We start from the raw sequence: 25,342 nt of genomic DNA, 5'->3' as shown, positions 1-25,342 counted from the left end.
TGGCTGATCTCGCAGGAAAGTGGTGGTTCGGGGGAGACTTGAACTCCCGACCTCGCGATTATGAGTCGCGCGCTCTAACCAGCTGAGCTACCGAACCATTGGGGCGTTTTCGCCGCCGGAAGGGCGCCTCATACACGGGGCAGGCCCGCCCTGCAAGCAGGCCATGTGCAGCTGGTCAGAATGTCGTCCGCTCGCGGGGATTTCACTTGGCAGCGACCGGGGCGCCGCTCTAGATTCGCCCCTGTGAGATATGTGCCTGTCATTATCGTTGTCCTGGCCGCACTGGCCCTGCCGCGGCCGGCCCTGGCTCAGGGGCAGGAAGCCCTGCAGGCCTTTGCCGCCGGCGACTATGACGCGGCGCTGGCCTCTCTGGCCGGGCAGGAAAATGCCGATTCCGAGGCCTTTGCGGCCCGCGTCCTGCTGGCCGAGGCGCTGAGTTGCGAAGCCGATCCGCCGCAAGACCTGCTTCAGGCCGCTCTCCGCGAGGCAAATGCCGCCCTGGCGCTCGATCCAGCCCATGTCGAGGGCCGCATCCAGAAGGCGATTGCCCTCTCCATGATCATCCGGCCGATGAGCGCCATGGAGGCCAACAAGACCGGGCTGGGAGAAGAGGCGCGCAATCTGGCGAAAAGCGCGCTGGAATCCGACCCGGACAACCCCTACGCCCATGGTTTCCTGGCCGTCTGGAACATCGAAGTCGTGCGCCGCGGCGGCTCGCTCGGGGCCATGGTCATGGGCGCCAGCGTGCGGGAGGCCCGCAAGCATTATGAGGCCGCTGCGGCCGCCAGCCCCGGCGATGCTTCCGTCCATTGGCAATGGGCCCGTGCGCTGGCCGCCCTCGACGCGAAGAAATACCGCAAGGAAATCGAGGCGGCCCTGGCGACGGCCGAGGCCGCAAGCCCGGACAGCGATCTTGAAGGCGTGATGCAGCGCCGCGCGAGCGAACTCCACGCCATCCTCAGCTCCGCCGGCCCGAAGGCCGCAGAAGCGCGCGCACTCGAAATGCTTTGAGCGGCGACTACTCCGCCGCGACGCTGTCCGCTTCTGACTTGGTCGCTTCCAGATACCGTTCCGCTTCCAGCGCGGCCATGCAGCCCATGCCGGCGGCCGTGACGGCCTGGCGATAGGTTTCGTCTGTCACGTCGCCGGCGGCGAAGACGCCCGGAATATTGGTTGCCGTCGAGTCCGGCGCGGTGATCAGGTAGCCGTTCGGCTTCATGTCCAGCTTGCCCACGAAGAGTTCCGTCGACGGTGCGTGGCCGATGGCGATGAACACGCCGTGCACCGGCACCAGCTTGACCTCGCCCGTCGCCACATCGCGGATTTTCGCGCCGGTCACGCCCAGCGGGTTCTCGTCGCCCACCACCTCATCGAGGGTGTGGTTCCAGATCACTTCCACTTTCGGATTCTTGAACAGGCGGTCCTGCAGGATCTTCTCGGCACGGAAGCCGTCGCGGCGGTGCACCACGGTCACTTTCGAGGCGAAGTTCGTCAGGAACAGCGCCTCTTCCACGGCCGAGTTGCCGCCGCCCACCACCATCACCTCGCGGCCGCGATAGAAGAAGCCGTCGCAGGTGGCACAGGCCGAGACGCCGAAGCCCTTGAATTTCTCTTCCGTCGGCAGGCCCAGCCATTTCGCCTGCGCGCCCGTACACACGATCACCGCGTCGGCGGTGTAGGTGGTGCCGCTCTCACCGAGGGCCTTGAACGGGCGGCCGCCGAAATCGACGCTGGCGATGTGATCGTCCGCTACTTTGGCGCCCATCTTTTCGGCGTGTTCCTGCATCTTCACCATCAGTTCCGGGCCCTGGATCTCGGCAAAGCCCGGATAGTTCTCGACTTCCGTCGTGATGGTCAGCTGGCCGCCCGGCTGGATGCCGGTGACAACCAGTACGTCGCGCAGCGCGCGGGCGGCATAGACGGCGGCCGTCCAGCCGGCCGGGCCGGAGCCGATGATGAGGATCTCTACATGCTTGGTGTCGGCCATGTCGGGTCTCCGGATGCGCCAGATCAGAATCGGTCCCCGCAGATAGGGCGGGACCGGGCAGCCTTAAAGGCCCCGGCCGATCATATCAATGTGACGTGTGCGCGAAAGCTCAACAGGGCTCGGAGACGACTTCCACGGTCGCGTGGCCAATGTCGAAAGCGTCGGCGAGCCGCGCTTTCACCGCCCGCCGCAATGTCTCGGTGCAGGCCCCGTTACAGGCCGTCACTTCCAGCGTGATCAGCGGCTTCGATTCGGTCAGCGCCCAGGCGTGGACATGGCTGACCTGTTCCACGCCCGGCACATGCGCCACCAGGTCTTCCCGGATCGTGTCGATCGACAGGCCCTCGGGCGTCCCTTCCAGCAGGATATGGCCCGACCGGCGCGCAATGCGGATGCCCGCGATCAGGACGAGAATCGCCACCAGAACCGACAGGATCGGGTCGGCAGGTGTCCAGTTGGTGGCCAGGATGATCGCGCCCGCCGCGATCGCCGCCACAGAGCCGAGCAGGTCGCCCAGCACATGCCACAGCGCCCCTTGCAGGTTCAGGTCATGCTTGTCGCCGCCATGCAGGATCCAGGCGGCGGCGATGTTGACCACAAGACCACCCGCCGCCACCGCCATCAGCACCCCGCCCAGCACGGGCGCCGGGTCCAGCAGGCGATGGATCGCTTCCCAGACGATCCAGCAGGCCAGCGCGATCAGCAGGATGCCATTGGTGAACGCCGCCAGCACCTTCATCCGGCCGAACCCGTAAGAGCGCGACGGGTCCGCGGGCCGCTCGCCCAGCTTGTAGCCGAGCCATGCCAGCGCCAATGATCCGGCGTCGGTCAGCATATGCGCGGCATCCGCCATCAGGGCGAGGGAGCCGGAAATCAACCCGCCCGCGACTTCCGCCAGCATGAAAGCCGCCGTCAGCAGTCCGGCAATCGCCACCCGGCGCCGGGCATCGGCGGTGCGCATGTCTGCATGATCGTGCGAATGGCCATGCGCATGGTCGTGCCCATGTTCATGTGCGTGATCATGCCCATGGGAATGCCCGTGCGCGTGGTCATGATCGTGGTCGTCGAGGCAGTGCGTGTGATCGCTCATGGGGCCGGGGTGGCATCGGGACCGGGAAAGGTCAATTCGTCTGTAATACCGTATCGCAGTTGCCAGATTGCAAGGGCAAGGCCAGATTCCGGCCTTGCTTTGGCGGTGCGTGTGCTAGGCTGCAAGGAAAACCGGGAGGACACAGCCATGACATCGAACGGGGCGCCGCCGCGCCTGCGCCAGCTGGTGATCGTCGCCCGCAGCCTCGACACCGCAGACCTCCTGAAACAGGTGCTCGGCCTGGGCGAGCCTTATCCCGATCCCGGCGTCGCCGAATTCGGCCTCGTCAATGCCGTCTTTGCCCTGGGTGACCAGTTCCTCGAAGTGATCGTGCCGACCACCGACAAGGCACCCGGCCAGCGCTTCATCGCGCGGAACGGGGAGGGCGGCTATATGGTGATCTTCCAGACGGACGACCTCGCCGCCCTGCGCCAGCGGGTCGACGGCCTAGGCATGCGCCGCGTCTGGAATGTCGACTTCCCGGACATCTCCGCCAGCCACATCCATCCTGCCGACATCGGCGGCGCCATCGTCTCCGTCGATGAGCCGCGCCCGGCCGGCAGCTGGCGCTGGGGCGGGCCGGACTGGCGCGACAATGCCGCCCCCGGAAACTTCACGGGCGCCGTTCTGGAAAGCCCGGACCCCGACGCCCTCGCGCAAAAATGGGGCCTCGCTCTCGGCCTCACGCCGGACCGGCGCCGCCTGTTCCTCGCCGACGCCCTCATCGAATTCCGCGAAGGCCCCGCCGACAAGCTGGCGGAATTCGGCATCCATGTTTCGGATACGGATAAAGTGCTCGCCCGTGCAGAAGACGCCGGCCTCCGCGTGGAAGGCAAGGCCATCGACCTTGCGGGCGTGCGGTTGGTGCTGGGATAGCCACTTAACCCCTCTCCCTCTGGGAGGTGAGGGCCTAGTACCCGTTCGCCATCCCGTCCTTGCGCATTTCCGTCGCGGCGATGTAAGCGCCTGAGTCAAAGTCGCGCATGATGGCCTGGTATCCGCCGGCATTCGCCTGGATGTATTTCACCGTATAGCCGCGCCGTTCCAGTTCGGCCTTGGTCGCTTCCGGAATGCCGCCCTCGATCTCGATCACACCAAGATCCGCGTCGCAAGCTGGGTCGTCCAGGTTGTCCGTAGGCTCACAACCGCCGAGATGTTCCCAGCGCGCGGCATCGCCCGCCTCCTGCAGCCCCATGTCATAGTCGACAAGGTTCAGGATCACCTGCACATGGCCTTGCGGCTGCATCGCGCCGCCCATCAGGCCGAAACTCATCCACGGTTCGAACGGGCAGGCCATCTCGATCGGCACCGCGCGCACCTGGCAACCGGGCATGTCCTTCTTGAAGGCAAAGGCCGGGATGATCGTGTGGAACGGCCGCTTGCCGGGCTCCCACACATTCGGATGGGCCGGATCGAGGCTGAACAGTTGGCCCCGGTCCTGGAACATGAAGCCGAGGCCATCGGCGACGAGGCCCGAGCCCATGCCGCGATAGTTCGATTGGATCAGCGAGACCATCATGCCGTCCTTGTCGGCGACGGTGAGGTAGGTGGTGTCGCCGTCTTCCAGCTTGGCGTCAGCATCCTGCGCAGATTGTAGCTTGTCAGCGCATTCCGCCGACAAGGGGGGATAAAGCACCCATCCGCCGCTAAGGTTAGCTGCATTAGGCACCTCGCACGGTGGAGTGCCTGACAAAATCAGCTCCATTTCAACATCGCCAACCGCTTTTTGGGGGTTCGACAATGGCGACGACAGGCTGATTTCCGAGGCCAGGGCCGCAGAGCGGTCAGGAGCCGTGAACAGATTCGGGTCGATGTTGGCAAAATCGGGGTCAGCATAAGCCATTGCGCGATACGCAAAGGCGAGGCGCTTCGCCTCCACTTGGGCCATGATCGAGTCGGCCGATCCGTAGCCCATGCCGCGCAAGTCGAACCGTTCCAGCATCTGCAGCATCTGGAGCGCGGCAATGCCCTGCGTGTTCGGCGGCAGCTCGCAAACCTTGTAATCGCCGCGATACTCCGTACACATCGGCTCGACCCATTCGCCCTTATGCGTGGCGAAATCCTCATAGCGCAGGAACCCGCCGATGCGCTCGAAATAGTCGCCCATCACATGGGCCGTCTCGCCGGTATAGAATTCGTCCCGGCCTTTGTACGCGATCCGCTCCAGCGTGTCGGCAAGGTCCGGGTTGCGGAAGAGAGAGCCCTCGCGGGGCGGCGGGTCGAAATAGGTCTTCCGTGCATTCTCGAATTCCTCGATCATGCCGCTCTCTGCGCCTTTCGGGAACAGGTCCGCGCTGCGGTTCCAGTAATAGGCGATGACTTCCGGGATCGGCGCGCCATTGCGGGCATACTGGATCGCCGGCTCAAGGTTCGAATTCATCGGCCGCTTGCCGAACCTCGCATGCAGGGCATACCAGGCATCCACCGTGCCGGGCACGGTCACCGGCGCCGCGCCCCAGGGCGGAATTTCCTTTCCATCCATGAACTCGTCGGCCTTGGCCTGCATCTGCTCCAACGTCGCGCCCTTCGCGCTGCGGCCGGAACCGTTATAGCCGTAGAGCGTCTGCGTCTTCGGATCCCAGACGATGGCGAAAAGATCGCCGCCAATGCCGTTGGCAACCGGTTCCACAAGGCCCAGCATCGCGTTGGCGGCAATCGCCGCGTCTACCGCGGACCCGCCCTGCTTCATCACGTCCAGCGCCACCTGCGTCGCCAGCGGATGCGCCGTCGCGGCGGCAGCATGCGGGGCGACCACGGCTGAGCGCACGCCCATGTCCCGTCCGGTCGGCATCCGCCCGCCGGGTCCGGGTTTCGCGTCGGTCGCACGGGTCTCAGTCGGCGCAGGCGCGTCGATGCTCTGGCAGGCGGCGAGTGCCAGAGCACCGGCGGCGACGAGGTGTTTCCACATGGGCAGTCTCCCGGTCAGCTTTGCCGGGAGACTAGAGCGCTCAGGCGTAGCTGACCACCTCCCATTCGATCCCGTCATGGTCGTGGAAATAGAACCGGCTGCCGGGATCGTAGGTCTGGTGGCTATGCGTTTCGTATCCGGCCTTCAGGATGCGCTGCTCGGCCCCGGCAAGGTCATCGACCAGGATGCCGAAATGATTGACCGCGCCGGTGCGGTAATAGCTTTCCTTCTCAAGGCGCTCCTGCTCCGGCAGGGCATAGAGGGCGACATACTCCTCCTCGGTCCCGACATGCACGGTATAGCCAGAGTATTTCGACGGGCCCTCCCAGCGCACATGCCAGCCGAACAGGTCCACCAGCATGGCGGCAGTCTTTTTCGGGTCGGATACGGTCACGTTCACATGTTCGAAAATGGCGGGTTTCATCGGAGGGGTCCTTTCTTTGTGTTGCTCAATCTCCTGATTTGACGGGTGTAATTCCTCAACTTAAGTTGAGGTCAAGCGCAGAGTTGAAGGAAATTATCGCGATGAAACAGGGCCTCACCATTGGCGATGTTGCCCGGCGCACCGGCCTCAGCGTCTCAGCCATCCGGTTTTACGAATCCCGCGGCCTCGTCCGGCCAGACCGGACCACGGGCGGCCAGCGCCAGTTCCAGCGCGCCGACATTCGCCGTCTCTCCTTCATCCTCGTCGCCCAGCAGATGGGCCTCACCATCGAGGAAATCGGCGATGTCCTCTCATCGCTGCCGGAGGGCCGCACGCCCACCAAGGAAGACTGGACGAAGATTTCCCGCCGCTTCCGCAAGCATCTCGATGACCATATCGCCATGGTCGAGCGCCTGCGCGACAAGCTCGACGGCTGCATCGGCTGCGGCTGCCTCAGCATGAAGACCTGCCAGCTCTACAACCCCGACGACTCCGCCCGCCGCAACGGCCCCGGCCCCCGCTTCGTGCTGACCACGGAGCATGTCGGGAAACCGGGGCAATAAAGTCAGTGCCGGCCTGCCAGCCGGTTCCAGCGGCGCCGGCGCCTAATCCGGCCGTTTCGGGAAATAGTGCATGGCCAGGCGCTCGGAGACTTCCTGTCCGTGGCGGGCAAAGCGCGCTTCGGCTTCCACCGCCTGGTTGTCGCACTGAAGATATTGCCTGCTGACCGACTGGTAAGCGGAATTGAAATTCTCGACGAGGGACGAGCGCAGGTTGCCGCGATCCGGCGCCTCATAGCTCAGCATGTCGGCCATGTACTGCCGCCAGTACTGGTCTTCCCGGCCATTGCAGCGCACCCGGATCGCGTGGGCTGAGCCCAGTGTCGTTGCCAGGTCGGCCGCGTCGCGGAAATAATCCGGCCCGCGCAGGGGAATGGACGATTGCGCCGCGCTTGCGCCTGACAGCATCAGGGCGCTAAGCAGGAGAGCATGAAAACGTGTCTGCTTCATGAGAAAACTTTTGCCCGCATTGAGTCGCGGCTCAAGGACATTGAACACAAATTGGACGTCATTGTGATGACCGATGAAGGCCAGTTCTATCACGCTGGCAGCCGCGTCGTCTCCCACGCCCCCAATCCGCACATCGCCTTCGGCAATCCGGACGCCTGGTTCGGCGGTGCGGCGCGGGATTTCATGAAGGCGGTGCTGACGTCCAACCGGCTCGACTGGTTCCAGTCTGCTGCGGCCGGCCTCGACAATGCGGCCCTCATCTCCATCGGCAAGGCGGCGAAACACTACACGACCAATCACACCCAGGCCGAATCCATGGCCGAATGGGCGTTGTGGCAGGCGCTGGATTTCCTGCGCGAGGGCCCCGCCCACCGGGCCCAGCAGGACGCGGCGGAATGGAAGCGCCTGCGCGCCCGCGAAATTGCCGGCAGCCGCTGGCTGATCGTTGGCTATGGCTCGATCGGGCAGGCCGTCGGCACGCGCGTCACCGCGCTCGGCGGTCATGTGACGGGCCTGCGCCGCTCGCCGGGCCCGGCTGAAGGCGCACATGAAATCTACCCCATGGGGCTCGTGCCGGACGAATTGCCGAAGGCGGACATCGTGCTCCTCTGCGTGCCGCACACGCCGGAGACCGAAGGCATCGCCGGGGCGACCTTCTTTTCACGGATGAAGCCGGACGCACTGTTCATGAACCTCGGCCGCGGCGCGCTGGTGGACGAAGAGGCCCTTGTCGCGGCGCTTGATGCAGGCCATCCCGCGGCCGCCGCCCTTGATGTCACCGCAACGGAGCCGCTGCCACCGGAAAGCCCGCTCTGGCACCATCCGAAAATCCGCCTCACGCCGCACGACTCGCCCGAAACCACCGGCACCATCCTGCGCGCGGACGGCACCTTCGTGGAAAACCTCCACCGCTACGTAAAAGGCGAACCCCTGCTGAACCTTGTGGATCCGAGGGTGTTCGAAGACGCTGGCTGAAGCGGTGTCAGATGGAGAAATGCTCGCCCCGTCCGAACAGGCGGAAGGGGGCGACGCTGCGAAAGCCCAGCTTTTTGTACAGGTCGACAGCCATGGGTGTTGAATGCAGGACCAGTAGCTCAATGCCGTCCGTCGCTGTTTCCCTCAACGCCCGGGCGCAGATGGCGAGGCCGACGCCGTGCCCCCGGGCCTCCGGGCTGATCGCCACGCCGTAAAGGCCAGCAATGTTGCCGGACCGGTGCGTGAAAGCCTTGCCGACAGGCCGGCCATTCAGGGTGGCGAGCCAGGCGCGCGTGGTCCCGTCCGGCTGGCCGACATGGTTCTCCCGGAAGAAGGACTGCAGGTAGCCCAGCGCATCCGTTGGCACGGACCACCGGTTGGCCACCAGTTCAAGGATGGGTGTTTCGTCGGTCGCCGAAATCTCCCTGATTTCCACACCATCCGAAGACGGAATATCGGCCTTCAGATCTTTCGGCTTGACGACCATGCCCGGGCAAACCTCAAATTCCATGAAGCCGCGTGCTATAAGGCGCTTGTCGAGGTCGGCAGGGCGGGAGGACGGGTGCACGACCCAGAAATGCTCCACATTCCGCGCGTCATAATCTGCGATTATCCGGTCAATGCGCGCATCTGCTTCGCGGTCATCGACGTCGAACCGGAAGACGCCATTGTAGGGAAGGGAGGCGATCGGTGTCACCAGCCGCCACACGCCGTCCTCCCGGTGGAAGGCGCAATTGTCCGGTACACCGAATTGCGCCCATTGCGACCAGAGATTCTGCTCCAGGGCTTGTGTTTCATGTCGGGCGGAATTCATCTCAGACAGCCAGTCCCTCGGCTTTCCGCAAGCGGAGAAAATGTTCCTTGCCGTTCTCAATCTTTTTCCAGATCGGAGCGCCGGGCGGCATGGCACGCCAGACCGGCGGCACGTTCTTCGCCGGCAGGCCTGCCTCCAGCTTCTCGCCGGCATATTCCGCCGCAATGCGCAGGCAGATGCCGGTAACGACCGGGCAGGCGATCTGGGCGCCCGCTTCCTTCGCGAGGCCCGCGCGCAGGGCTCTGATATCGACTTCCTTGCCCTTGGGCACATGGGAGACGAAATCGGCGACGTCCCGCGCGGTCGTGATCAGCATCATCTGTCCGGCCTGGATGTCCGCGAAATCCTTCGGCGCCCGCTTCACTTCACGCACGGCGCCGCTGTTCAGCTTCTCGGTCCAGCTCTTCTTTGCCATTGCGGCGCTCCCGTGGTCTAGTCCGCCTGCTGGGACAAAACTCAGAGGGGACGGACTATGTATAGGATAATTCGTGCTGCCGCCATGGTGGCAGTTCTGGCGTTTGCGGGCATGGCTTCGGCCGAGGAAGCGGCGCCGCCGGAAGACCTGCTGACCCTGTCCAAAGGTGCCGTCCTGGTGTCTGCGCCGGTGAATCCCGCCGGGGCGCTGGCGCTGACGGACGGCAATGACCAGAGCCACTGGAGCACCAGCACGAAGAAGGCGCCGGGGCCATGGACATTCGTGTTCGAACTTCTGGCGCCGGCGGAGCTGACGGCCGTCGGCATTGATGGTGCGGGCGCGCGTCCGGGCGGTGTCGCGGGCGGGTCGGCCGGCAGCGTGACGGTCGAAGGCTCTGCGGAAGGGCCGGATGCCGGCTTCGTCATGCTCGGCATGATCGAGAAGGCTGCGGTCGACGGCCCGACCATGACCGACGTGTCATCCGAAAGTCCGGTCCGCTGGCTGCGTTTCACCGTGACCTCGCCGCAGGACCCGGCCGCCTCCTGGATCTACCTCGACGAAGTGATGGCCTACGGCACGCTGGTGCCGCCGGAAGACGAAGACCGTTTTTCCGGCATCTTCCAGTCCGGCCGCGCGGACCTGATCGAGCTGCACCAGACAGGCACTCTGATCGAAGGCTGTTATGTCGAGAATGGCGGGCGCAGCACCGGAACGCTGGAGGGGGCCGTGAATGACGGGGTCGCCTTTCTGAACTGGACGTCCGAAGACGGCATCACCGGCACGGCGGTCGTGACGCGCAATTCGGCAGGCGCGCTCGACGGCGTGCGCTATCGCCAGCGTAGCCGCGCGGCCTGGGGCGGCCCGGTCGCGGCGGAGGGCTCTTCCACGCGCTGCAGCGAGGCGTCGTCAGGCAACCCGATTTCGGAGTCGCTGGAAGCGACCGGCGAAGCGCGCATCTACGGCATCCTGTTCAATCATGACAGCGATGTGCCCCGCTCGATTTCCGATCCGGCGCTGCGCATGCTGTTCGAGGCGCTGGAGGCGGACCTGAACCTCCGTGTCGAGATCGAAGGCCATACCGATTCCGACGGCGCCGATGCCTACAATATGGACCTTTCCGCACGGCGGGCCGCATCGGTCGTCTCCTGGCTGGTGGAGCAGGGCATCGATGCCGCGCGGCTGCAATCGTCCGGCAAGGGCGAGACTGAGCCCGTGGCCAGCAATGACTCGGCCGACGGCAAGGCACTCAACCGCCGCGTCGACGTTGTGAAGCTCTAGGGCTCAGCTGCTTCCGCGCCGGCCGTGTGTCACGCGTCCGCCTTCACGCGCAGGCCCGCCATCCGGTCGATCGCGGCTTCGGCATCGCGCATGATGTCGGCCACGATGGCCGCCACCGGCTTTACCTCATGCACGCCACCGGCCGACTGGCCCATGGCGAAGCAGGAGCTGTCCGGATTGAGCTTCGTTTCGTCCGTGATGCCGCCGATGCCGCCGATCACGCCGGTCTTGGTCGAATGGATGGCCTGGTAGGGGAAGGGCTGGATGTCCTGCGGCCGGCTTTCCCAGTCATTGATGTACTCATTCGTGCGGCAGCGCATCGGCTTGCCGGAATAGCAGCGTGTGCGCGTCGTGTCGGTATCGCCCGCCTCGACCACCGCCTGCTTGTACATGTTTGCGGCGTGCGCCTCGGCGGACGCGATAAAGCGCGTCCCCATCCACACGCCCTGCGCGCCAAGGGCGAGCGCGGCTGCGAGGCCCCGTCCGTCATAGATGCCGCCCGCCGCGACCACCGGGATCTTCACGGCTTCTACGGCCTGCGCCACCAGCGGCAACGTGCCGACGAGGCCCGTATGCCCGCCGCCTTCGCCGCCTTGCAGGATCACCGCATCGCACCCGGCCTGTTCGGCCTTCACCGCGTGCTTCACGGCGCCGCCGACCACCATCACCTTCACACCGGCCTTTTTCAGCCGCTCCATGATCGGCATGGGCACGCCGAGGCCGGCGACGAAGCTGTCGGCCCCGCCATTGATGATCACGTCCACGGAGGCTTCGAGACTTTCCGGGCTGGCTGCCAGCAGGTCGACGCCGAACGGCTTGTCGGTCAGCTCCCGAACCCGTTTCATCTGGTCTTCGATGAAGTCCGGCGTGGTACCGGCCATGCCCAGCACGCCGTAGCCGCCGGCATTGCACATCGCCGCGCACACTTCGGCATAGGACACCCCGCCCATCCCGGCCAGCATGATCGGGTGACGGACATTCAGCATCTCAGTGAGGCGTGTTTTCAGGCCCATGGCAGCGATTCTCCCTTTGAATCCGGCTTTTGTGTCAGGCTAGGCCCCCGCCGCTGCGTCAACGCAAGAGCTGCCGCCGGGGCGCGTCCAACGCCGTCCTGCCGCGCCGTTGCCTAAATCCCGCCGCGATCTGCCTGCAGACTCTTGTCCAAGCAGGCGGAATCGCCTGCGACTCGCTCCGGAAGGGAACCCGGCTGACCCGGAATTCGGGCATTCGTATCCTTTCCGGTTGGGAGCCGGCGCTGGACAGGGGGCAGAATGCCCGCGAAATGGTCCGGTTGCCCAATCTCTGCCCTTTCCCGCCTCACCGGGAAGGGGTGTTCGCGTCAGGGGTTTACAGGTGTGTCCTGAGGCCTGCTGTGTGGACTATTAACAACGATGGGCGGAAGGTTTGAGGCCGCCCGGTCGAAAGACCAACTAACAGGGGTACTGAAATGAGAAACATTTTCCTTCTCGGCGCGTCCGCACTTGCCCTCGTGGCCTGTGCACCCGCTGAAGCACCGAAGCCGGCAGAAGAGCCGCCGGCAGCTGTCGAAGAAACCGTGAACGACGCCGTCGACGCGACGACGGAAGCAGCCGACGCTGTGACCGAAGCTGCTGGCGATGCGGTCGACGCAACCACCGAAGCCGCAGGCGACGCCATGGACACCATGTCCGATATGGCTGACGATGCTTCTGACGCCATGTCCGACGCAGCTGACGATGCTGCCGACGCTGTGGAAGAAGCGACCGAAGAGCCGGAAGAGCACTAAGCTCAGGCTTCCTGGCAACAGGATATTCCGGGCCGCTCCGAAAGGGGCGGCCCGTTTTATTTGGGATCAGAACTTGGCATAGCCGCCATCGACGATCAGCGTGTCGCCGGAATGGTATTTCGAGGCGTCCGACGCCAGGTATACGGCGATGCCGCCAAAGTCTTCCGGTTCGCCCCAGCGCCGGATCGGCACGCGCGAGATGACCTTGGTGTTGAACACGTCGCTGTTCTGGCCGCCCTCGGTCATGTCGGTGGCGATCCAGCCGGGCAGGATCGAATTGGCGCGGATCTGGTAACGTCCGTATTCCACCGCAATCGCATTCATCATGGCGATCAGGCCGCCCTTTGTGTGCGCATAGGCCTGGTTCCGCCCGGCGCCTTCGATCCCGGCAAGCGAGGCCGTACCGACGAGGCTGCCGCCCGGATCGCCGGCCTTTGCCCGCTTTACCATCGACTTGGCCGCTTCGCGCAATGTGAAGAAGGCGCCTTCGGCGTTGATCCGTTCGTTGTAGCGCCAGGTGTCGAGCGTCATGTCGTGGAAGTTTGCCGCGCCCCGGCCAACGCCGGCATTGGCGATGCAGGTATCGATGCGGCCGAATTCCTCTTCCGCTTCCGCCATCGCCTTCACGACTTCGGCTTCCTCGCCGACATCCACCTGCCAGGCCTTGACCCGTCCTGTGCCGAGGGCCTCGGCCTTCTTCACCGCGGCGGCATTGTCGTCGGCCTTGCGGCCCCAGATCACGACGTCGGCGTTCGATGCGGCCAGCGCCTCGACCATGCCGAGGCCGATGCCCTTGTTGCCGCCGGTCACGACGCAGACTTTTCCGGAAAGATTGAATGGGGCGTAGGTCACGGGGCGTCCTCCTGATGGATATTCGGTTTTCTGCGCCACACAAGATGGCTGACGTTGGGGCCGGTCAAGAGGCGGATTGGCTTGCGAGCATGGCGCGCGCCGCCGCGATGATGCGCCGCGTCTCGTCCCATAGTTCCAGCGATTCCAGCCGTTCCGGCCCGATCCATTCCGCATGGGCAGCGTCGTCGCCCGCCACGGGCTCGCCCGCGTCCCACACCGCCGCAAAATCGAACAATACATAGTGCCGGGTCGGCTCGCCGCTGGTCCGCGAGGTGAAGATCGCGTCCACCACGTCGATAAGGCCCACGAGATGGGCCGTCACGCCGGTCTCTTCCTTCAGTTCGCGCAGTGCTGCGGCCTCCGCCCGCTCGCCGAACTCGATCTTGCCGCCGGGGATCGACCAGTTGCCCGCCAGCGGCTTCGTCCCCCGGCGGATCAGCAGCACGTCCTCACCGCGAAAGCACACCGTGCCGACGGCCGGAACCGGTTTCTCCCCGCTCATCAGGCGCCGGTCCGCTCAAGGAAGGCGACGCTTTCCACATGCGCCGACCACAGGAACTGGTCCACCGGATAGACCTGGTTCACGCGATAGCCCGCATCCGCCAGCACGCGCAGGTCGCGCGCCAGTGTGCCGGGATCGCACGAGACATAGACGATCCTCCGTACACCGCTATAGGCCAGCGCCTCGACCTGCTGCTTTGCGCCCGCCCGCGGCGGGTCGATCACCGCGCCGCCGAACTTCGCCAGCGTTGCGGCCGGCACCGGATTGCGGAACAGGTCACGCACTTCCGTCGTCACCGGCTTCAGCCCGCGCGCCTCCCGCGCCGACGCTTCCAGCGCCGCCAGCGCCTCGGGACTGCCCTCGACTGCATGCACGCGCGACTCTTCGGCCAGCCGCAGGGCAAACGTCCCGCTGCCGGCGAACAGGTCCACCACGTCCACCGCGAATTTCAGATGCTGGCGCACAAGGCTCGCCATGAAGGTTTCCGCCTCGGTGCTCGCCTGCAGGAAGCCGCCCGGCGGCGGGCGCAGGAACGCCTTGCCCACCTGGAATTCCGGCTGCGCCTGCGACAGCGGCACGTCATGCCCGATGGTGACCCGGATAAATCCTGCCGCCAGCGCCTTGGCGCCCGCCATCATCACGTCATGCGGCGCGGCAAAGGTCGCAACGCCCGACAGGTGCAGGTCCAGCCCGTTCGGCGCGGCCGTCACCAGAATGTCCATCTCGCCCTTCAGCGGCGCCAGCGGCGCGGCCAGCTCCTTCAGGGCGCCGATCTTCCGTACAATGTCGGGTGAGGAAACCGGGCATTCCGATATGTCGATAATGTCGTCGCTGCGCCGCGCATGGAAGCCGAAGCGCAGGCCCTGTTTCGTCATCCGCGCCGCAAAGGTCACGCGGCGGCGCGATCCGGGCGGCGTCACCCAGGTCTCTTCCACCGGCGCCTCCAGCCCGCGCGATTTCAGCGCCTGCACGATCAGGCCCCGCTTGAACGCCTTGTAGGCCGGCTCGCCGAGATGCTGCAGGCCGCACCCGCCGCACTTGCCGAAATGCCTGCACGCCGGCTTTGCCCGGTCGGGCGAGGGCGTCACCACTTCCAGCAGTTTCGCGCGCTGTTTGCCGTCCGGCGCGATGCGCACCTTTTCGCCCGGCAGGGCCAGCGCCACCGAGATCCACTCGTCGCCGTCGCGCACCTGTCCGTCGCCCTTCGAGCCGAGCCGCTCGATGGTGACGAGGTCGCCTGCATTGCGGGCATCGCTGTCTGTCATGGCTGGCATGTCCTGATTCGGTCTGGCCCGGCGGGAAGCACCCGGTTAGCACCGGGAGGACTGTCCGCAAAGGAGGCCGCCATGGCGAAACCTGTCCGCCGCCCGATCAGCCTCGCCCTGCAAGGCGGCGGGGCCCATGGCGCCTACACCTGGGGCGTCCTCGATCGCCTCGTCGAGGAGGAAGACCGGATCGACATCCAGGCCATCACTGCGACCTCCGCCGGCGCTATGAATGCTGCAGCCTTCGCAGCAGGTTACGCCGTCGGCGGCAGCGTCGGCGCGCAGGCCACGATGGAGGCGCTGTGGCAGGCCGTCTCCCGCGTGTCCTCCGGCTTCAGCCTCTATGGCGCGCTCAGCCCCATCGCCTTTGCCTATGCCTCGGCCCTGCAAAGCGTCGCCAGCCCCTATGACCTCAACCCGCTGGACGTGAACCCGCTGCGCGACGTGCTGAACGAGGTCGTGGACTTCGACCTCATCCATGACGGCCCGGTCAAACTCTTCATCTGCGCCACCGATGTGCAGGGCGGCCACGTCAAGGTCTTCTCCGATGGTGAAGTCAGCGCCGATGCCGTCCTCGCCTCGGCCTGCCTGCCGCAGACCTTCCGCGCCGTCGAGATCGGCGACAAGGCCTACTGGGACGGCGGCTATCTCGGAAACCCCAGCCTGTTCCCGCTGGTCTATTCCGGCGCCCCGGCAGACGTGCTGCTGGTCACGCTGAACCCGATCCGCCGCGACGGCGTGCCCAAGCGCGCGGGCGAGATCCAGGAGCGCCTCAACGAGATCAGCTTCAACGCCGCCCTGATCGGGGAACTCCGCGCCATCGCCTTCGTCCAGCGCCTCATCGACGAAGGCATGCTGAAAGAACCCATGCTGAAGAAATACCGCCGCCTCAACCTCCACGCCATCCGCGGCGGCGACGACCTGCGCGACCTCAGCCTGTCGACCAAGTACGACACCGGCTGGCGCTTCCTGAAAAGCCTGCGCGACAAGGGCCGCGACGCCGCCGAAGCCTGGCTCAAAGGCGACGCCAAACACCTCGGCACCAAGACCTCGAACATCGACCTGAGGAAAGAGTTTCTGGAGGGGTAACCGGCCTTCATCCTCCACCGTTTACGGGGGAGGTGGCAGACAGCGAAGCCGGCTGACGGAGGGGGGGCACCCAACTTGCGGCAAGGCCCCCCTCCGCTTCGCCTGCGCTCAGCACCTCCCCCGCAGGCGGGGGAGGATGAAGGTCAGCTACGCTTCAAAAACCACACCCGCGCCGCGCCATAATCCCGGCTGTCCAGCAGTATCCACCCCACCGGCAGGATCGTCTCGTCCACCGCCGTCTCAACCACGGCCAGCGCGTCCGGCGCCAGCCAGTTGCCCTTGACGAGGCAGTCGAGCGCCGGGGCCACCAGATCCTTGTGATAGGGCGGGTCGAGGAAGGCGAGGGTGAACGGGCTGCCGACGCCCGCCGGCTTCTCGCCAAGGTCGGTGGCAGAGCGCCGGTGCAGGCGCGTATTCCCGTAAAGCCCCAGCGCTTCGATATTGTCGCGGATCGCGCCGCGTGCCGCATGGTCGGTCTCCACGAACAGGCAGAAGGCCGCGCCCCGGCTCATCGCCTCCAGCCCCAGCGCGCCCGAGCCTGCAAACAGGTCGATCACCCGCGCGCCCTCGATCTCCGGCGCCCATGGCGCATGGGCCAGCACATTGAACAGGCTCTCCCGCGCCCGGTCCGCCGTCGGCCGCGTGCCCTGACCCTTCGGCGCAGCAATCGCCCGCCCCTTGTGCTCGCCTGCAATGATGCGCATTCGTAGTCTTCCGGGTTTACTTCCGGCTCCTCTAGGGCGATCCCTTATCAATGACAATTCTCCCCGATCCCATGGAACGCGCCCTGCAGCTTGCCCGCGCGGCGGCGGCGGCCGGGGAAGTTCCGGTCGGCGCCGTCATCGTCGATCCGGAGACCGGTGAGATTGTCGCCGAAGGGGCCAATGCCCCGATCAGCGCCAACGACCCGACCGCCCATGCGGAAATCATCGCGCTCCGCCGCGCGGCGCACAAATACGGCAATTACCGCCTCACCGGCCTACACCTCTACGTCACGCTGGAGCCCTGCGCCATGTGCGCCGGCGCGATCAGCCTCGCCCGCATCGGCAAGCTCGTCTTCGGCGCCTGCGACCCCAAGGGCGGCGCCGTCATCCACGGCGCCCGCTTCTTCGACCAGCCCACCTGCCACTGGCGACCCGAGGTCGAACAGGACGAAGCGCGCGGCGAAGAGGCCAGCGCCCTCCTCAAGGACTTCTTCAAGGCCCGCCGCGGGTAGGCCCTGAAACCCCGCCTTTCAGAACTGACGCGCCGGAAAGACTTGCTTTCCTTCACGTGAAGCCCTGCCATGTGCGGCAAAAGGAGATCCCGATGACCGCAACCCTCCGCACAGAGAACGACATTGCCATCGTTACCATGGATGACGGCAAGGCCAACGCCATCAGCCTCACCATGCTCGACGCCGTGAATGCCTGCCTCGACGAAGCCGCCGGCGCCGACGTGCTGGTCCTGACCGGCCGGCCGGACCGCTTCTCCGCCGGCTTCGATCTCAAATTCATGGCAGGTGCCCAGCCGGAAGATGTGCGCAGGCTGGTCAGCGGCGGCGGAAAGCTCGCCATGCGCCTCTTCTCGTGGAAACAGCCCGTCGTGATCGCCTCCACCGGCCACGCTATCGCCATGGGCGCCTTCCTGCTGCTCGGCGGCGACACGCGGATTTCGGCGCGCGGCGCCTATAAGGTCGGCGCCAACGAGACGGTGAACGGCATGACCCTTCCGGCCTTCGGCACGGAGCTTCCGCGCGCCCGTCTCAATCCGATGTACCTCACCGAAGCGCTGGTCCAGGCGCGCCTCTATACGCCGGACGAGGCCGTGCCCGTCGGCTGGCTGGACCGCGTGGTGGAGCCGGGCGAGCTGATGGATGCCGCCATGGATGAAGCAACGCGCCTCAAGGCGATTTCCAACGGCGCTTATTACCGCAACAAGCTGCTGGTGCGCCGCCCGGCCATCGACGCCATCATGCCGACGCTGGAGCAGTCGACGGTCTAGCGAGGCTGAGCAGCACGCCGCGCAGCCAGCTGAGCGCCGGATCCTCGGAATTCTCCCGCCGCCAGTAAAGGTCCGTATCTAGGCCCGGCAGGTCCATGTCCACCGTCAGCGCCGCCAGCCCGTCGCCGCTCACCAGCGAGTCGGGCAGGGTGAGCACAAGGTCCGTCTGCCGCACGATTTCCAGTGCCGGCATGTAATGCGGCAGGCGCACCACCGGCGTGATCCGCGCCCCGTTCGCGCGCACGACTTCCTCGATATAGGACCGCCCCTCGCGGCGGCTGGACACGACGACATGCCGCAGCGCCGCGAAGTCTTCCACAGACAAACGTTTGTCCGACATCGGATGATCTGCCGCCACCACGACCGCATAGGGCGTCGACATCAGATGCTCGCGCTCGAGGTCGGCCCCGCGGATGCCCGGCACGTCGATGGCGAGGTCGAGACGGCCAGAGGCAAGCTCGCCCGAAATTGCGCTACGCGTCACCTGGCTCCAGGCGATACGGATTCCCGGTGCTTCGGCCTGTAGCTTCCGCGCCAGCACCGGCGCCAGCATGAAGGCCCCGGCATCGCGCGCGGAAATATTGAACACCCTTGTGGAGCGTGACGGTTCGAAGGCCGAGCGCGGCTCCAGCCCCGCACGCAGCCGGTCCAGCGCCTCGCGCACCGCCGGCATCAGCGCCTCCGCCATCGCCGTCGGCTTCACGCCGCGCCCCTCGCGCACGAACAGCGGATCCTCGAAATGCGCGCGCAGGCGTGAAAGCGCATTGCTCACCGCCGGCTGGGTGATGCGCAGGCTCTCGCTCGCCCGCGTCAGGCTCCGCTCGGCATACACGGCCTCCAGCACCGGCAAGAGGTTCAGGTCCAGCGATCTCAGATTCATGGCACGCCTCACAATCATCACGGACAGTGATGTTTGTGCTTCATGCAATAAATTTCACGAATAGTCGAGTTTGTGGCATCGTCCGGCCTGTCGACACCGGAGTAAGCCCCATGCGCGCGGCCCTAGAGCCAGCCGGCAGCTTTCATGAGCATGACCGCGCCGATCGCGGTGACGAGATAGCGCATGTAGCGCTTGAAGTTCACGTCGCTCATCCGGTCCAGCACCTTGCCGCCCAGCGTCGTGCCCAGCATGGACAGCGGCGCCGCCGCGAGGATCAGCCACCAGGGCGGCAGCGCCTCGACGCCCGCTGCGGCGATCACCGGCACGCTCCAGAATACGATCTTCACGAAATGGGCGAGCACCTGCGTCACCGCCTTGGTCGCGACGATCGCATGGCGCGTCATCTCGGTGCGCACGAAGAACTGGTCCAGCAGCGGCCCGGCCACGCCCGCCACCGTGTTCAGCGCCTGTACGACGAAGCCCGCCCCCTCGGCCTGCCAGCGCTTCTGGATGTCGAGGTCGAGCAGTTTCTTCGGCAGCCACACCAGCAGCGCCACCAGGCCCAGCAGCAGGTAGACCGTGTGCTTGTCCGGCCGCCAGCTCAGCGCGAACAACAGGGCCACGGCCGCCGCCGAGCCGAGCGCGTAGCGCCTGAGGATTTTCCAATCGATATGCCTGCGCCACAGGAAGGCGCGGTATCCGTTCGACACCATCTGCACGGCGCCATGGATGATCATGGCCGTCGCCACCGGCACCAGCGCATTCAGCACACCCATGAAGATGATGCCGCCCGCCATGCCGAATATGCCCGATATGAAACTCGTGACGAGGACTGTGACGAGAATGATGGCGGCGGACATCGGGCTCATGTCCGCGCCCTAGACCCGTTTTTACCGGAGCGCCAGAGGGCGCCTTACCCGGAATCCATTTGCCGCCGCGCCCTGCGCGTGGCTACCTGTCCCCAAAACATGTCCCCAAGGAGGAACCCCAATGGCTGACACCCAGCATTCCATGGATGCGATGAACGAGCTGAATGATCTGCGCATGTCGGATTCGGCCCGTCCGCTCTACGAACACGTCAAGACCTTCATCAAGGAAACGGTCGAGCCGATGTACGAGGAATTCGAGCGCCTCGGCGAAGGCAAGAAGGACATCTGGTCCTATGCCCCCGGCCAGCTCGAAGCCCTCGAAAAGGCGAAGGACGAGGCCAAGAAACAGGGCCTCTGGAACTTCTTTCTGCCGGATGCCGAAACCGGTGAGGGCCTGAAAAACCTCGACTATGCCTACATCGCCGCCGAACTCGGAAAGGTGCCGCTGGCGTCTGAAACCATGAACTGCTCGGCGCCTGACACCGGCAACATGGAAGTGCTGGAGCGCGTCGGCACGCCGGCCCAGAAGGAACAGTGGCTGAAGCCGTTGCTCGAAGGCAAGATCCGTTCCGCCTTCGCCATGACCGAGCCGGCCCTGCCGTCGTCGGATGCCAAGAACGTCTCCATGAGCGCCGTCCTCGAAGGCGACGAATGGGTCATCAATGGCGAGAAATACTACATTTCCGGCGCCGGCGACCCGCGCTGCAAGATCATGATCTGCATGGTGAAAACCAATGACGGGCCGGACGTGAACCGCCGCCAGTCGCAGATCCTCGTGCCGCTGCCGCATCCGGGCGTCACCATTGTCGGCCCGATGCACGTCTTCGGCGATCCCGACGCGCCGCATGGCCACATGCATATCGTGTTCGACAATGTCCGTGTGCCGAAGGAAAACATGCTGCTCGGCGAAGGCCGCGGCTTCGAGATTTCGCAGCTGCGCCTCGGCCCCGGCCGGATCCATCACTGCATGCGCTCCATCGGCGCGGCAGAGAAGGCGCTGGACCTGATGGTCGTCCGCGGCATGACCCGCCAGGCCTTCGGCCGTGACCTCATCAAGCTCGGCGGCAATATCGAGAAAGTCTCGCGCGCCCGCATCGAGATCGAAGCCATGCGCATGATGGTCCTCAAGGCTGCCAAGGCCATGGACGTGCTCGGCAACAAGGAGGCCCGCGTCTGGATCTCCATGGTCAAGGCCATGGTGCCGGAGCGCGTCTGCGCCATCATCGACGACGCCATCCAGCTGCACGGCGCCACCGGCGTCTCGCAGTGGACACCGCTCGCCCGCATGTATGCGAACCAGCGCACCCTGCGTCTCGCCGACGGTCCGGACGAAGTGCACCACATGGTCGTCGGCCGCGCCGAGACCCGTAAATACACCGGCGAAGAGGAAGATCCGGCGCTGGCTGCTGTCTGGCGTAAATAATCGGCTCAAGGACGAAACAGGCGCACGGGCCGAAAGGCCCGTGCTTTTTTTGGAGGGGAAGGACGCACGCTCTATCCCCCTCCCGCGTCATGCCCGACGGCTGAAAGCCGTCCGGGCACCCATCTCTGGAAGACCCCCAACGTGCGTCATGTTCCGCTGAAGACACAGCAGATGCCGTGCTGTGTTGAAGCGTTCAGGGATGGCCCCCCAGACCGCTGCGCGTTCGGGGGTGACGACGCGTCTATCCGGACAGCGGCGCTGCACACCTATCTTGTCCGCATCCCTTGCACAGGGGCCGGGCCGGTACCGTTCGGTTTGTGTGGGGGAGGAATGGAGAGATTGAGCTGTCGCCCGGAGTAACGGCCAGGCGGCGGCCCTAGGAAAGCTGGTCCGGCGGAGGAAGTGGAAACACGACCGACAAAGACCGATGACCTCCCCGGCAGATCCGGTTTCGGCTGGGCTGTCCGACCTCGGCCCTGCAAGACGGCCGATGCGATGAGGCGCGCCGGCGGCGATCCGAAATCTCCATCTCCGGCGCGGCGGGCGGTAACGCTCCAATCCGTAGCCTATATTCTTACTCTGGCGGAGCGCCACGGCGCCCGCCGCGCCACGGCCCTTTATCCCCGGATGGCTTCCAGCCAGTCCGGCTTCAAGTGCAGGCCCTCACGTCCCATAGCTGACGCAATGGGCCCCTTCTCTCCCCGAGGGAGAGGGGTTTGACCCGGCGCCCCTTCACCCCTCTCCCGCTCGCGGGAGAGGAGGGGCCCGCGCCCGAAGGGCGTGGGAGGTGAGGGTGCTCAGGCGCCTTCGGCCCAGCGGCGGATGAGGTTGTGATAGATGCCGGTCAGGCGGATCACTTCGCTGTCCTTGTGGCTGCGCTCGGCCGCGAGGCGCTGGATCGACTGGTCGAGATCGAACAGCAGCGTCCGCTCGCCCTCGTCGCGCACCATGCTCTGCAGCCAGAAGAATGACGAGATGCGCGCGCCGCGCGTGATCTCGCTGACAGAATGCAGGCTGGTCGAGGGATAGAGCACCATGTCGCCGGCTTCCAGCTTTACTTCCTGCACGCCGAACTGTGTCTCGATCACCAGCTCGCCGCCATCATAGTCTTCCGGTTCGGTCAGGAACAGGGTGCAAGAAAGGTCCGTACGGATACGTTCTGAGGAGTTCTTCACCGAACGGATCGCATTGTCGACATGTGCCCCGAAACTGTCGCCCACGACATAGCGGTTGAACAGCGGTGGAAACACTTTCTGCGGCAGCGCCGCCGACAGGAACAGCGGATTGTTGCCGATCGCCACGCTGACCAGCTGTTGTGCCGTCCGCGCGGCGGGGCTCTCCTCCGGCAGTTGCGTATTCCGCTTGGCCTCGGCTGACTGGATGCCCGCCGTCACCTTGCCGTCGACCCATTCGGCCGCATCGATCAGTTTGCGGATGTCCTTCACCTGTTGCTTGGTCAGGACTTGTGGAATGCAGATCAGCATTTGGGTCTCCAGGCGTGCGAAGGGTGGCCGTTTGCGTGGGGATGAAATGGCCGCCCCTCTATCCGGACATCAGAAGTCGATGTCCAGAGTTACGAGCACCGACCGGCCCGGTGCGACATAGCTGAACGGCGTGCCGGAACGGTAGATGGCATCATAGTAAAGTTCGTCCGTCAGGTTCAGCACGTTGAACGTCAGCTCCATATTGTCGGTGAGGTGATAGCCGCCGAACAGGTCAAAGCGCCAATAGTCGGGAACAAAGGTCGATGCAGCAGCGACGGACCCGCCGAACTTCTCGCTGTTGTAGCCGGCCGTGCCGCCAAAGTGCAGGTCGTCCGTGATCTGGTAGCGCGACGTCAGTGTGAAGCTCTGTTCCGAGACGTTCGGGAACATCTCGCCGACATGGGTCGGATCGGTGCTCGCGGTGATCTCTGTCTCGAACAGCGTCAGGCCGCCGAACAGGCTCAACTTGTCGGTCAGGTTGCCGGCCACGCCGAACTCGACACCCCGGACTTCCTGGTCCTGCGAGCCGGTCGTCGTCGCGCCCCGGCCCAGCGAGATCGGCACGCCGTCGCGGGCAATCCGGAACACGGCGGCGCTGAGGTCAAGGTGCCCGCCGAGATTGTACTTCGCGCCGAGTTCGAGCGATTTGTTCTCGACCGGGTCCATCGCTGCCGTCAGCGCGTCGCAGCCGCCATAATCAAGGGCAAAGGCGTCGAGCTGTTCGCAGGGCGGGTTCGAGGCGGAGGAATAGCTGCCATAGATCGAGGCATTCTCGACCGGCTTGTAGACGAGGCCACCATGCCAGTTGATGAAATCCGAGCCGCTCGACCGTTCCGGCGTGAGGCCCGACGTTTCAGCGGAGTAGCTGTCCGCCCGGATACCGACAAAGGCTTCCCATTTCGGCGAGAAGGTCAGCGTGTCGAGGGCGTAAAGCGCCGCCGTTTCAGTCGTGATGGTCGGCCGGCCCGTCACTTCGGTTTCATTGCCCCATGGAATTCCATTATCGGGATTGTCAAGGTCGAGCAGCGGATTGGAGGTCGCGCCCGTACACGGAAGGACGGCGCATTCGGTAAATGTGCGTGCGCGGTTCAGCGTTTCCTCGCGCGACAGCTCGATGCCGGTGACCAGCGTGTGGCCGATGGTGCCGGTGTCGAAGCGGAAGGTGAGTCGGCTCTGATTGGTCCAGTAGTCGGTGATCGCGTCGCGGCGTTTCGCATTGGCGCTGACCGTCCGGGCGACGGCATCCGGGCGCTCCGGCGCAGAAGCGGTGTAGGCGTTCTTGCTCTGGCCGTAGCGCAGGACCGAATTGAATTCGACGGAAGGCGAAATTACCCAGTTTCCCTGCAGCGTGTAGACGTCGGCAAAGGTCTCACCGAAGTCGCGCGAGAGAACACCATAGAAATTGTCGCGATCGACCGCGAAGGGGCGGTTGTTGTCGACGTCATAGGGGTGGCCCCAGTCGGGCAGGTAGTCGGTGGACAGATGATAATAGTCGAAGCCAAGCGTCACGTCTTCGGTAGGGGTCCACTCCGCCGCGGCGGTAATTCCCCAGCGGTCATTGTAGACTTCGTCACGGCCGGCGACTTCGGATTCGTGCATCATCGCATTGACGCGCACAGTGAAGTCATCAGTCACTTCATGGTTGACGTCCAGGGTCGCCCGGCGCGTCGCGTCGGAACCCAGCGTGAATTCTACGTCGCCCCAGTCGCCTTCGCCCGGCTTCTTGGAAACGAGGCTGACCGCTCCCCCGGTCGTCCCACGTCCGCCGAAGGCAGAGGACGGGCCCTTCAGGATCTCGATCTGCTGCACCGCGAAAGTCTCGCGCGAGCCGACACCAGGATCGCGCACGCCGTCGACATAGACGTCATTGCGGGCGTCGAAACCGCGAATGAAGATCCGGTCGCCAAACGCGTTGCCACCCTCGCCGGTTCCGAGCGTGATGCCGGGCTGGGCGCGGAACAGGTCGCGGAAGGATTTGGCGCCAAGGTCGTGCAGGGTCTCATCGGTAATGACGGTGATGGATTTCGGAGTATCCAGCAGGTCTTCGGTGAACAGGCCGCTGGCCGAGCGTACCGCGCGATAGGGCGCATCCGGGTCGCCATAGGGGTTCGTATCAGCGGTCACGTCCGTGACCGTGATTGTTTCGTTCCGCAGTTCCGGTTCCTCGGCATCGTCTGCGAAGGCTGGAACGGCCGTGCTGACGGCGAGTGCAGCACACATTGTAGCGGGCACTCGCAGGCTTCGCGGTTTGCGAACGGCTTGTCTCATATGGGTCTCCCTGATGACCGCCCCGCGCGGCCTTTGACTGGGGCCTTAATGCAAATGAGAA

Annotated in this window: 26 protein-coding genes and 1 tRNA gene; 10 read left to right on the top strand and 17 right to left on the bottom strand. The window is 65.1% G+C overall.

What is annotated here, in order from left to right:
• Nucleotides 1-20: 20 nt before the first annotated feature.
• A tRNA-Met gene (locus tag R3C13_RS08600) sits at nucleotides 21-97 on the bottom strand.
• A gap of 155 nt (nucleotides 98-252) precedes the next feature.
• On the opposite strand from R3C13_RS08600, the gene R3C13_RS08595 reads away from it, so the two are divergent.
• Nucleotides 253-1,011, top strand: a complete 759-nt coding sequence (locus R3C13_RS08595; RefSeq protein ID WP_371310398.1) for a hypothetical protein — start codon at nucleotides 253-255, stop codon at nucleotides 1,009-1,011.
• Between the two features lie 7 nt (nucleotides 1,012-1,018).
• Here the strand turns inward: R3C13_RS08595 and trxB are convergent, their stop codons facing one another.
• Both trxB and R3C13_RS08585 read right to left on the bottom strand, forming a co-directional pair.
• Nucleotides 1,019-1,987: a thioredoxin-disulfide reductase gene (trxB, locus tag R3C13_RS08590; protein ID WP_371310397.1), complete on the bottom strand. Its 969-nt coding sequence runs from the start codon at nucleotides 1,985-1,987 to the stop codon at nucleotides 1,019-1,021.
• Nucleotides 1,988-2,096: 109 nt separating this feature from the next.
• Nucleotides 2,097-3,077 (bottom strand): cation diffusion facilitator family transporter, encoded by a 981-nt coding sequence (locus tag R3C13_RS08585; protein WP_371310396.1) that lies wholly within the window; start codon nucleotides 3,075-3,077, stop codon nucleotides 2,097-2,099.
• A 147-nt stretch (nucleotides 3,078-3,224) separates the two neighbouring features.
• Between R3C13_RS08585 and R3C13_RS08580 the strand changes: the two genes are divergently transcribed.
• Nucleotides 3,225-3,953, top strand: a complete 729-nt coding sequence (locus tag R3C13_RS08580; RefSeq protein ID WP_371310395.1) for a VOC family protein — start codon at nucleotides 3,225-3,227, stop codon at nucleotides 3,951-3,953.
• A 34-nt stretch (nucleotides 3,954-3,987) separates the two neighbouring features.
• Here the strand turns inward: R3C13_RS08580 and R3C13_RS08575 are convergent, their stop codons facing one another.
• On the bottom strand, nucleotides 3,988-5,985 hold the full coding sequence (locus tag R3C13_RS08575) for a gamma-glutamyltransferase family protein (RefSeq protein ID WP_371310394.1): 1,998 nt from the start codon (nucleotides 5,983-5,985) through the stop codon (nucleotides 3,988-3,990).
• A 40-nt stretch (nucleotides 5,986-6,025) separates the two neighbouring features.
• Nucleotides 6,026-6,409 (bottom strand): VOC family protein, encoded by a 384-nt coding sequence (locus R3C13_RS08570; RefSeq protein WP_371310393.1) that lies wholly within the window; start codon nucleotides 6,407-6,409, stop codon nucleotides 6,026-6,028.
• A 101-nt stretch (nucleotides 6,410-6,510) separates the two neighbouring features.
• Here R3C13_RS08570 and soxR point away from each other — a divergent pair, with 101 nt between their 5' ends.
• Nucleotides 6,511-6,972 carry a redox-sensitive transcriptional activator SoxR gene (gene soxR, locus R3C13_RS08565; RefSeq protein ID WP_371310392.1) on the top strand — a complete coding sequence of 154 codons (462 nt, stop codon included), beginning with the start codon at nucleotides 6,511-6,513 and terminating at the stop codon, nucleotides 6,970-6,972.
• A gap of 42 nt (nucleotides 6,973-7,014) precedes the next feature.
• Here the strand turns inward: soxR and R3C13_RS08560 are convergent, their stop codons facing one another.
• The gene (locus R3C13_RS08560; RefSeq protein ID WP_371310391.1) at nucleotides 7,015-7,419 is read right to left on the bottom strand and encodes a TIGR02301 family protein; all 405 of its coding nucleotides are present in this window, start codon (nucleotides 7,417-7,419) and stop codon (nucleotides 7,015-7,017) included.
• A gap of 66 nt (nucleotides 7,420-7,485) precedes the next feature.
• Here R3C13_RS08560 and R3C13_RS08555 point away from each other — a divergent pair, with 66 nt between their 5' ends.
• Complete coding sequence (locus R3C13_RS08555; protein ID WP_371310390.1) at nucleotides 7,486-8,394, top strand: D-2-hydroxyacid dehydrogenase; 909 nt, start codon at nucleotides 7,486-7,488, stop codon at nucleotides 8,392-8,394.
• A 7-nt stretch (nucleotides 8,395-8,401) separates the two neighbouring features.
• Here the strand turns inward: R3C13_RS08555 and R3C13_RS08550 are convergent, their stop codons facing one another.
• Both R3C13_RS08550 and R3C13_RS08545 read right to left on the bottom strand, forming a co-directional pair.
• The gene (locus tag R3C13_RS08550) at nucleotides 8,402-9,208 is read right to left on the bottom strand and encodes a GNAT family N-acetyltransferase (RefSeq protein WP_371310389.1); all 807 of its coding nucleotides are present in this window, start codon (nucleotides 9,206-9,208) and stop codon (nucleotides 8,402-8,404) included.
• 1 nt (nucleotide 9,209) lies between these two features.
• Entirely contained in the window at nucleotides 9,210-9,623 is a 414-nt protein-coding gene (locus R3C13_RS08545; protein ID WP_371310388.1) for a hypothetical protein, read from the bottom strand.
• A gap of 57 nt (nucleotides 9,624-9,680) precedes the next feature.
• Here R3C13_RS08545 and R3C13_RS08540 point away from each other — a divergent pair, with 57 nt between their 5' ends.
• Entirely contained in the window at nucleotides 9,681-10,901 is a 1,221-nt protein-coding gene (locus R3C13_RS08540; RefSeq protein ID WP_371310387.1) for an OmpA family protein, read from the top strand.
• A 29-nt stretch (nucleotides 10,902-10,930) separates the two neighbouring features.
• Here R3C13_RS08540 and R3C13_RS08535 read toward each other — a convergent pair whose 3' ends face one another.
• Entirely contained in the window at nucleotides 10,931-11,914 is a 984-nt protein-coding gene (locus R3C13_RS08535) for an NAD(P)H-dependent flavin oxidoreductase (protein ID WP_371310386.1), read from the bottom strand.
• 434 nt (nucleotides 11,915-12,348) lie between these two features.
• On the opposite strand from R3C13_RS08535, the gene R3C13_RS08530 reads away from it, so the two are divergent.
• Entirely contained in the window at nucleotides 12,349-12,666 is a 318-nt protein-coding gene (locus R3C13_RS08530; RefSeq protein ID WP_371310385.1) for a hypothetical protein, read from the top strand.
• A gap of 66 nt (nucleotides 12,667-12,732) precedes the next feature.
• Here the strand turns inward: R3C13_RS08530 and R3C13_RS08525 are convergent, their stop codons facing one another.
• The 3 genes from R3C13_RS08525 to R3C13_RS08515 form a co-directional block, all read right to left on the bottom strand.
• On the bottom strand, nucleotides 12,733-13,518 hold the full coding sequence (locus R3C13_RS08525) for an SDR family NAD(P)-dependent oxidoreductase (RefSeq protein WP_371310384.1): 786 nt from the start codon (nucleotides 13,516-13,518) through the stop codon (nucleotides 12,733-12,735).
• 64 nt (nucleotides 13,519-13,582) lie between these two features.
• Entirely contained in the window at nucleotides 13,583-14,020 is a 438-nt protein-coding gene (locus R3C13_RS08520) for an NUDIX hydrolase (protein WP_371310383.1), read from the bottom strand.
• Complete coding sequence (locus R3C13_RS08515) at nucleotides 14,020-15,285, bottom strand: class I SAM-dependent RNA methyltransferase (RefSeq protein ID WP_371310382.1); 1,266 nt, start codon at nucleotides 15,283-15,285, stop codon at nucleotides 14,020-14,022. The genes R3C13_RS08520 and R3C13_RS08515 overlap by 1 nt, the downstream gene beginning before the upstream one ends.
• A gap of 81 nt (nucleotides 15,286-15,366) precedes the next feature.
• Here R3C13_RS08515 and R3C13_RS08510 point away from each other — a divergent pair, with 81 nt between their 5' ends.
• A complete protein-coding gene (locus R3C13_RS08510; RefSeq protein ID WP_371310381.1) occupies nucleotides 15,367-16,374 on the top strand; it encodes a patatin-like phospholipase family protein in 1,008 nt (335 codons plus the stop codon).
• 143 nt (nucleotides 16,375-16,517) lie between these two features.
• On the opposite strand, the gene rsmD is transcribed toward R3C13_RS08510, so the two are convergent.
• Nucleotides 16,518-17,078, bottom strand: coding sequence for a 16S rRNA (guanine(966)-N(2))-methyltransferase RsmD (gene rsmD / locus R3C13_RS08505; RefSeq protein ID WP_371310380.1), 561 nt, complete (start codon nucleotides 17,076-17,078; stop codon nucleotides 16,518-16,520).
• A 50-nt stretch (nucleotides 17,079-17,128) separates the two neighbouring features.
• Here rsmD and R3C13_RS08500 point away from each other — a divergent pair, with 50 nt between their 5' ends.
• Complete coding sequence (locus R3C13_RS08500; RefSeq protein WP_371310379.1) at nucleotides 17,129-17,590, top strand: nucleoside deaminase; 462 nt, start codon at nucleotides 17,129-17,131, stop codon at nucleotides 17,588-17,590.
• A 92-nt stretch (nucleotides 17,591-17,682) separates the two neighbouring features.
• A complete protein-coding gene (locus R3C13_RS08495) occupies nucleotides 17,683-18,357 on the top strand; it encodes a crotonase/enoyl-CoA hydratase family protein (RefSeq protein WP_371310378.1) in 675 nt (224 codons plus the stop codon).
• Here R3C13_RS08495 and R3C13_RS08490 read toward each other — a convergent pair.
• Nucleotides 18,326-19,237 carry a LysR family transcriptional regulator gene (locus R3C13_RS08490; protein WP_371310377.1) on the bottom strand — a complete coding sequence of 304 codons (912 nt, stop codon included), beginning with the start codon at nucleotides 19,235-19,237 and terminating at the stop codon, nucleotides 18,326-18,328. The genes R3C13_RS08495 and R3C13_RS08490 overlap by 32 nt on opposite strands.
• Nucleotides 19,238-19,359: 122 nt before the next feature.
• Nucleotides 19,360-20,106, bottom strand: a complete 747-nt coding sequence (locus tag R3C13_RS08485) for a TSUP family transporter (RefSeq protein WP_371310376.1) — start codon at nucleotides 20,104-20,106, stop codon at nucleotides 19,360-19,362.
• 121 nt (nucleotides 20,107-20,227) lie between these two features.
• Here R3C13_RS08485 and R3C13_RS08480 point away from each other — a divergent pair, with 121 nt between their 5' ends.
• Nucleotides 20,228-21,529, top strand: a complete 1,302-nt coding sequence (locus R3C13_RS08480) for an acyl-CoA dehydrogenase family protein (RefSeq protein ID WP_371310375.1) — start codon at nucleotides 20,228-20,230, stop codon at nucleotides 21,527-21,529.
• 797 nt (nucleotides 21,530-22,326) lie between these two features.
• Here R3C13_RS08480 and R3C13_RS08475 read toward each other — a convergent pair.
• Nucleotides 22,327-23,013, bottom strand: a complete 687-nt coding sequence (locus R3C13_RS08475) for a Fe2+-dependent dioxygenase (RefSeq protein ID WP_371310374.1) — start codon at nucleotides 23,011-23,013, stop codon at nucleotides 22,327-22,329.
• A 69-nt stretch (nucleotides 23,014-23,082) separates the two neighbouring features.
• Nucleotides 23,083-25,233, bottom strand: coding sequence for a TonB-dependent receptor (locus R3C13_RS08470; protein WP_371310373.1), 2,151 nt, complete (start codon nucleotides 25,231-25,233; stop codon nucleotides 23,083-23,085).
• Between the last annotated feature and the right edge of the window lie 109 nt (nucleotides 25,234-25,342).

This window comes from Hyphomonas sp., assembly GCF_041398385.1.
GTDB lineage: Bacteria > Pseudomonadota > Alphaproteobacteria > Caulobacterales > Hyphomonadaceae > Hyphomonas.
The sequence above is the reverse complement of the archived record's forward strand: the minus strand, read 5'-3'. Positions and strand labels throughout refer to the sequence as shown.

Coding starts and splice junctions, on each gene's coding strand:
- R3C13_RS08520 (WP_371310383.1), bottom strand. CDS start 14,020: ATGAGCGGGGAGAAACCGGTTCCGGCCGTCGGCACGGTGTGCTTTCGC.
- R3C13_RS08585 (WP_371310396.1), bottom strand. CDS start 3,077: ATGAGCGATCACACGCACTGCCTCGACGACCACGATCATGACCACGCG.
- R3C13_RS08475 (WP_371310374.1), bottom strand. CDS start 23,013: ATGCTGATCTGCATTCCACAAGTCCTGACCAAGCAACAGGTGAAGGAC.
- R3C13_RS08560 (WP_371310391.1), bottom strand. CDS start 7,419: ATGAAGCAGACACGTTTTCATGCTCTCCTGCTTAGCGCCCTGATGCTG.
- trxB (WP_371310397.1), bottom strand. CDS start 1,987: ATGGCCGACACCAAGCATGTAGAGATCCTCATCATCGGCTCCGGCCCG.
- R3C13_RS08515 (WP_371310382.1), bottom strand. CDS start 15,285: ATGACAGACAGCGATGCCCGCAATGCAGGCGACCTCGTCACCATCGAG.
- R3C13_RS08495 (WP_371310378.1), top strand. CDS start 17,683: ATGACCGCAACCCTCCGCACAGAGAACGACATTGCCATCGTTACCATG.
- R3C13_RS08570 (WP_371310393.1), bottom strand. CDS start 6,409: ATGAAACCCGCCATTTTCGAACATGTGAACGTGACCGTATCCGACCCG.
- R3C13_RS08510 (WP_371310381.1), top strand. CDS start 15,367: ATGGCGAAACCTGTCCGCCGCCCGATCAGCCTCGCCCTGCAAGGCGGC.
- R3C13_RS08490 (WP_371310377.1), bottom strand. CDS start 19,237: ATGAATCTGAGATCGCTGGACCTGAACCTCTTGCCGGTGCTGGAGGCC.
- R3C13_RS08545 (WP_371310388.1), bottom strand. CDS start 9,623: ATGGCAAAGAAGAGCTGGACCGAGAAGCTGAACAGCGGCGCCGTGCGT.
- R3C13_RS08550 (WP_371310389.1), bottom strand. CDS start 9,208: ATGAATTCCGCCCGACATGAAACACAAGCCCTGGAGCAGAATCTCTGG.
- R3C13_RS08575 (WP_371310394.1), bottom strand. CDS start 5,985: ATGTGGAAACACCTCGTCGCCGCCGGTGCTCTGGCACTCGCCGCCTGC.
- R3C13_RS08535 (WP_371310386.1), bottom strand. CDS start 11,914: ATGGGCCTGAAAACACGCCTCACTGAGATGCTGAATGTCCGTCACCCG.
- R3C13_RS08485 (WP_371310376.1), bottom strand. CDS start 20,106: ATGAGCCCGATGTCCGCCGCCATCATTCTCGTCACAGTCCTCGTCACG.
- R3C13_RS08480 (WP_371310375.1), top strand. CDS start 20,228: ATGGCTGACACCCAGCATTCCATGGATGCGATGAACGAGCTGAATGAT.
- R3C13_RS08555 (WP_371310390.1), top strand. CDS start 7,486: ATGACCGATGAAGGCCAGTTCTATCACGCTGGCAGCCGCGTCGTCTCC.
- R3C13_RS08530 (WP_371310385.1), top strand. CDS start 12,349: ATGAGAAACATTTTCCTTCTCGGCGCGTCCGCACTTGCCCTCGTGGCC.
- R3C13_RS08540 (WP_371310387.1), top strand. CDS start 9,681: ATGTATAGGATAATTCGTGCTGCCGCCATGGTGGCAGTTCTGGCGTTT.
- R3C13_RS08470 (WP_371310373.1), bottom strand. CDS start 25,233: ATGTGTGCTGCACTCGCCGTCAGCACGGCCGTTCCAGCCTTCGCAGAC.
- R3C13_RS08580 (WP_371310395.1), top strand. CDS start 3,225: ATGACATCGAACGGGGCGCCGCCGCGCCTGCGCCAGCTGGTGATCGTC.
- R3C13_RS08500 (WP_371310379.1), top strand. CDS start 17,129: ATGACAATTCTCCCCGATCCCATGGAACGCGCCCTGCAGCTTGCCCGC.
- rsmD (WP_371310380.1), bottom strand. CDS start 17,078: ATGCGCATCATTGCAGGCGAGCACAAGGGGCGGGCGATTGCTGCGCCG.
- soxR (WP_371310392.1), top strand. CDS start 6,511: ATGAAACAGGGCCTCACCATTGGCGATGTTGCCCGGCGCACCGGCCTC.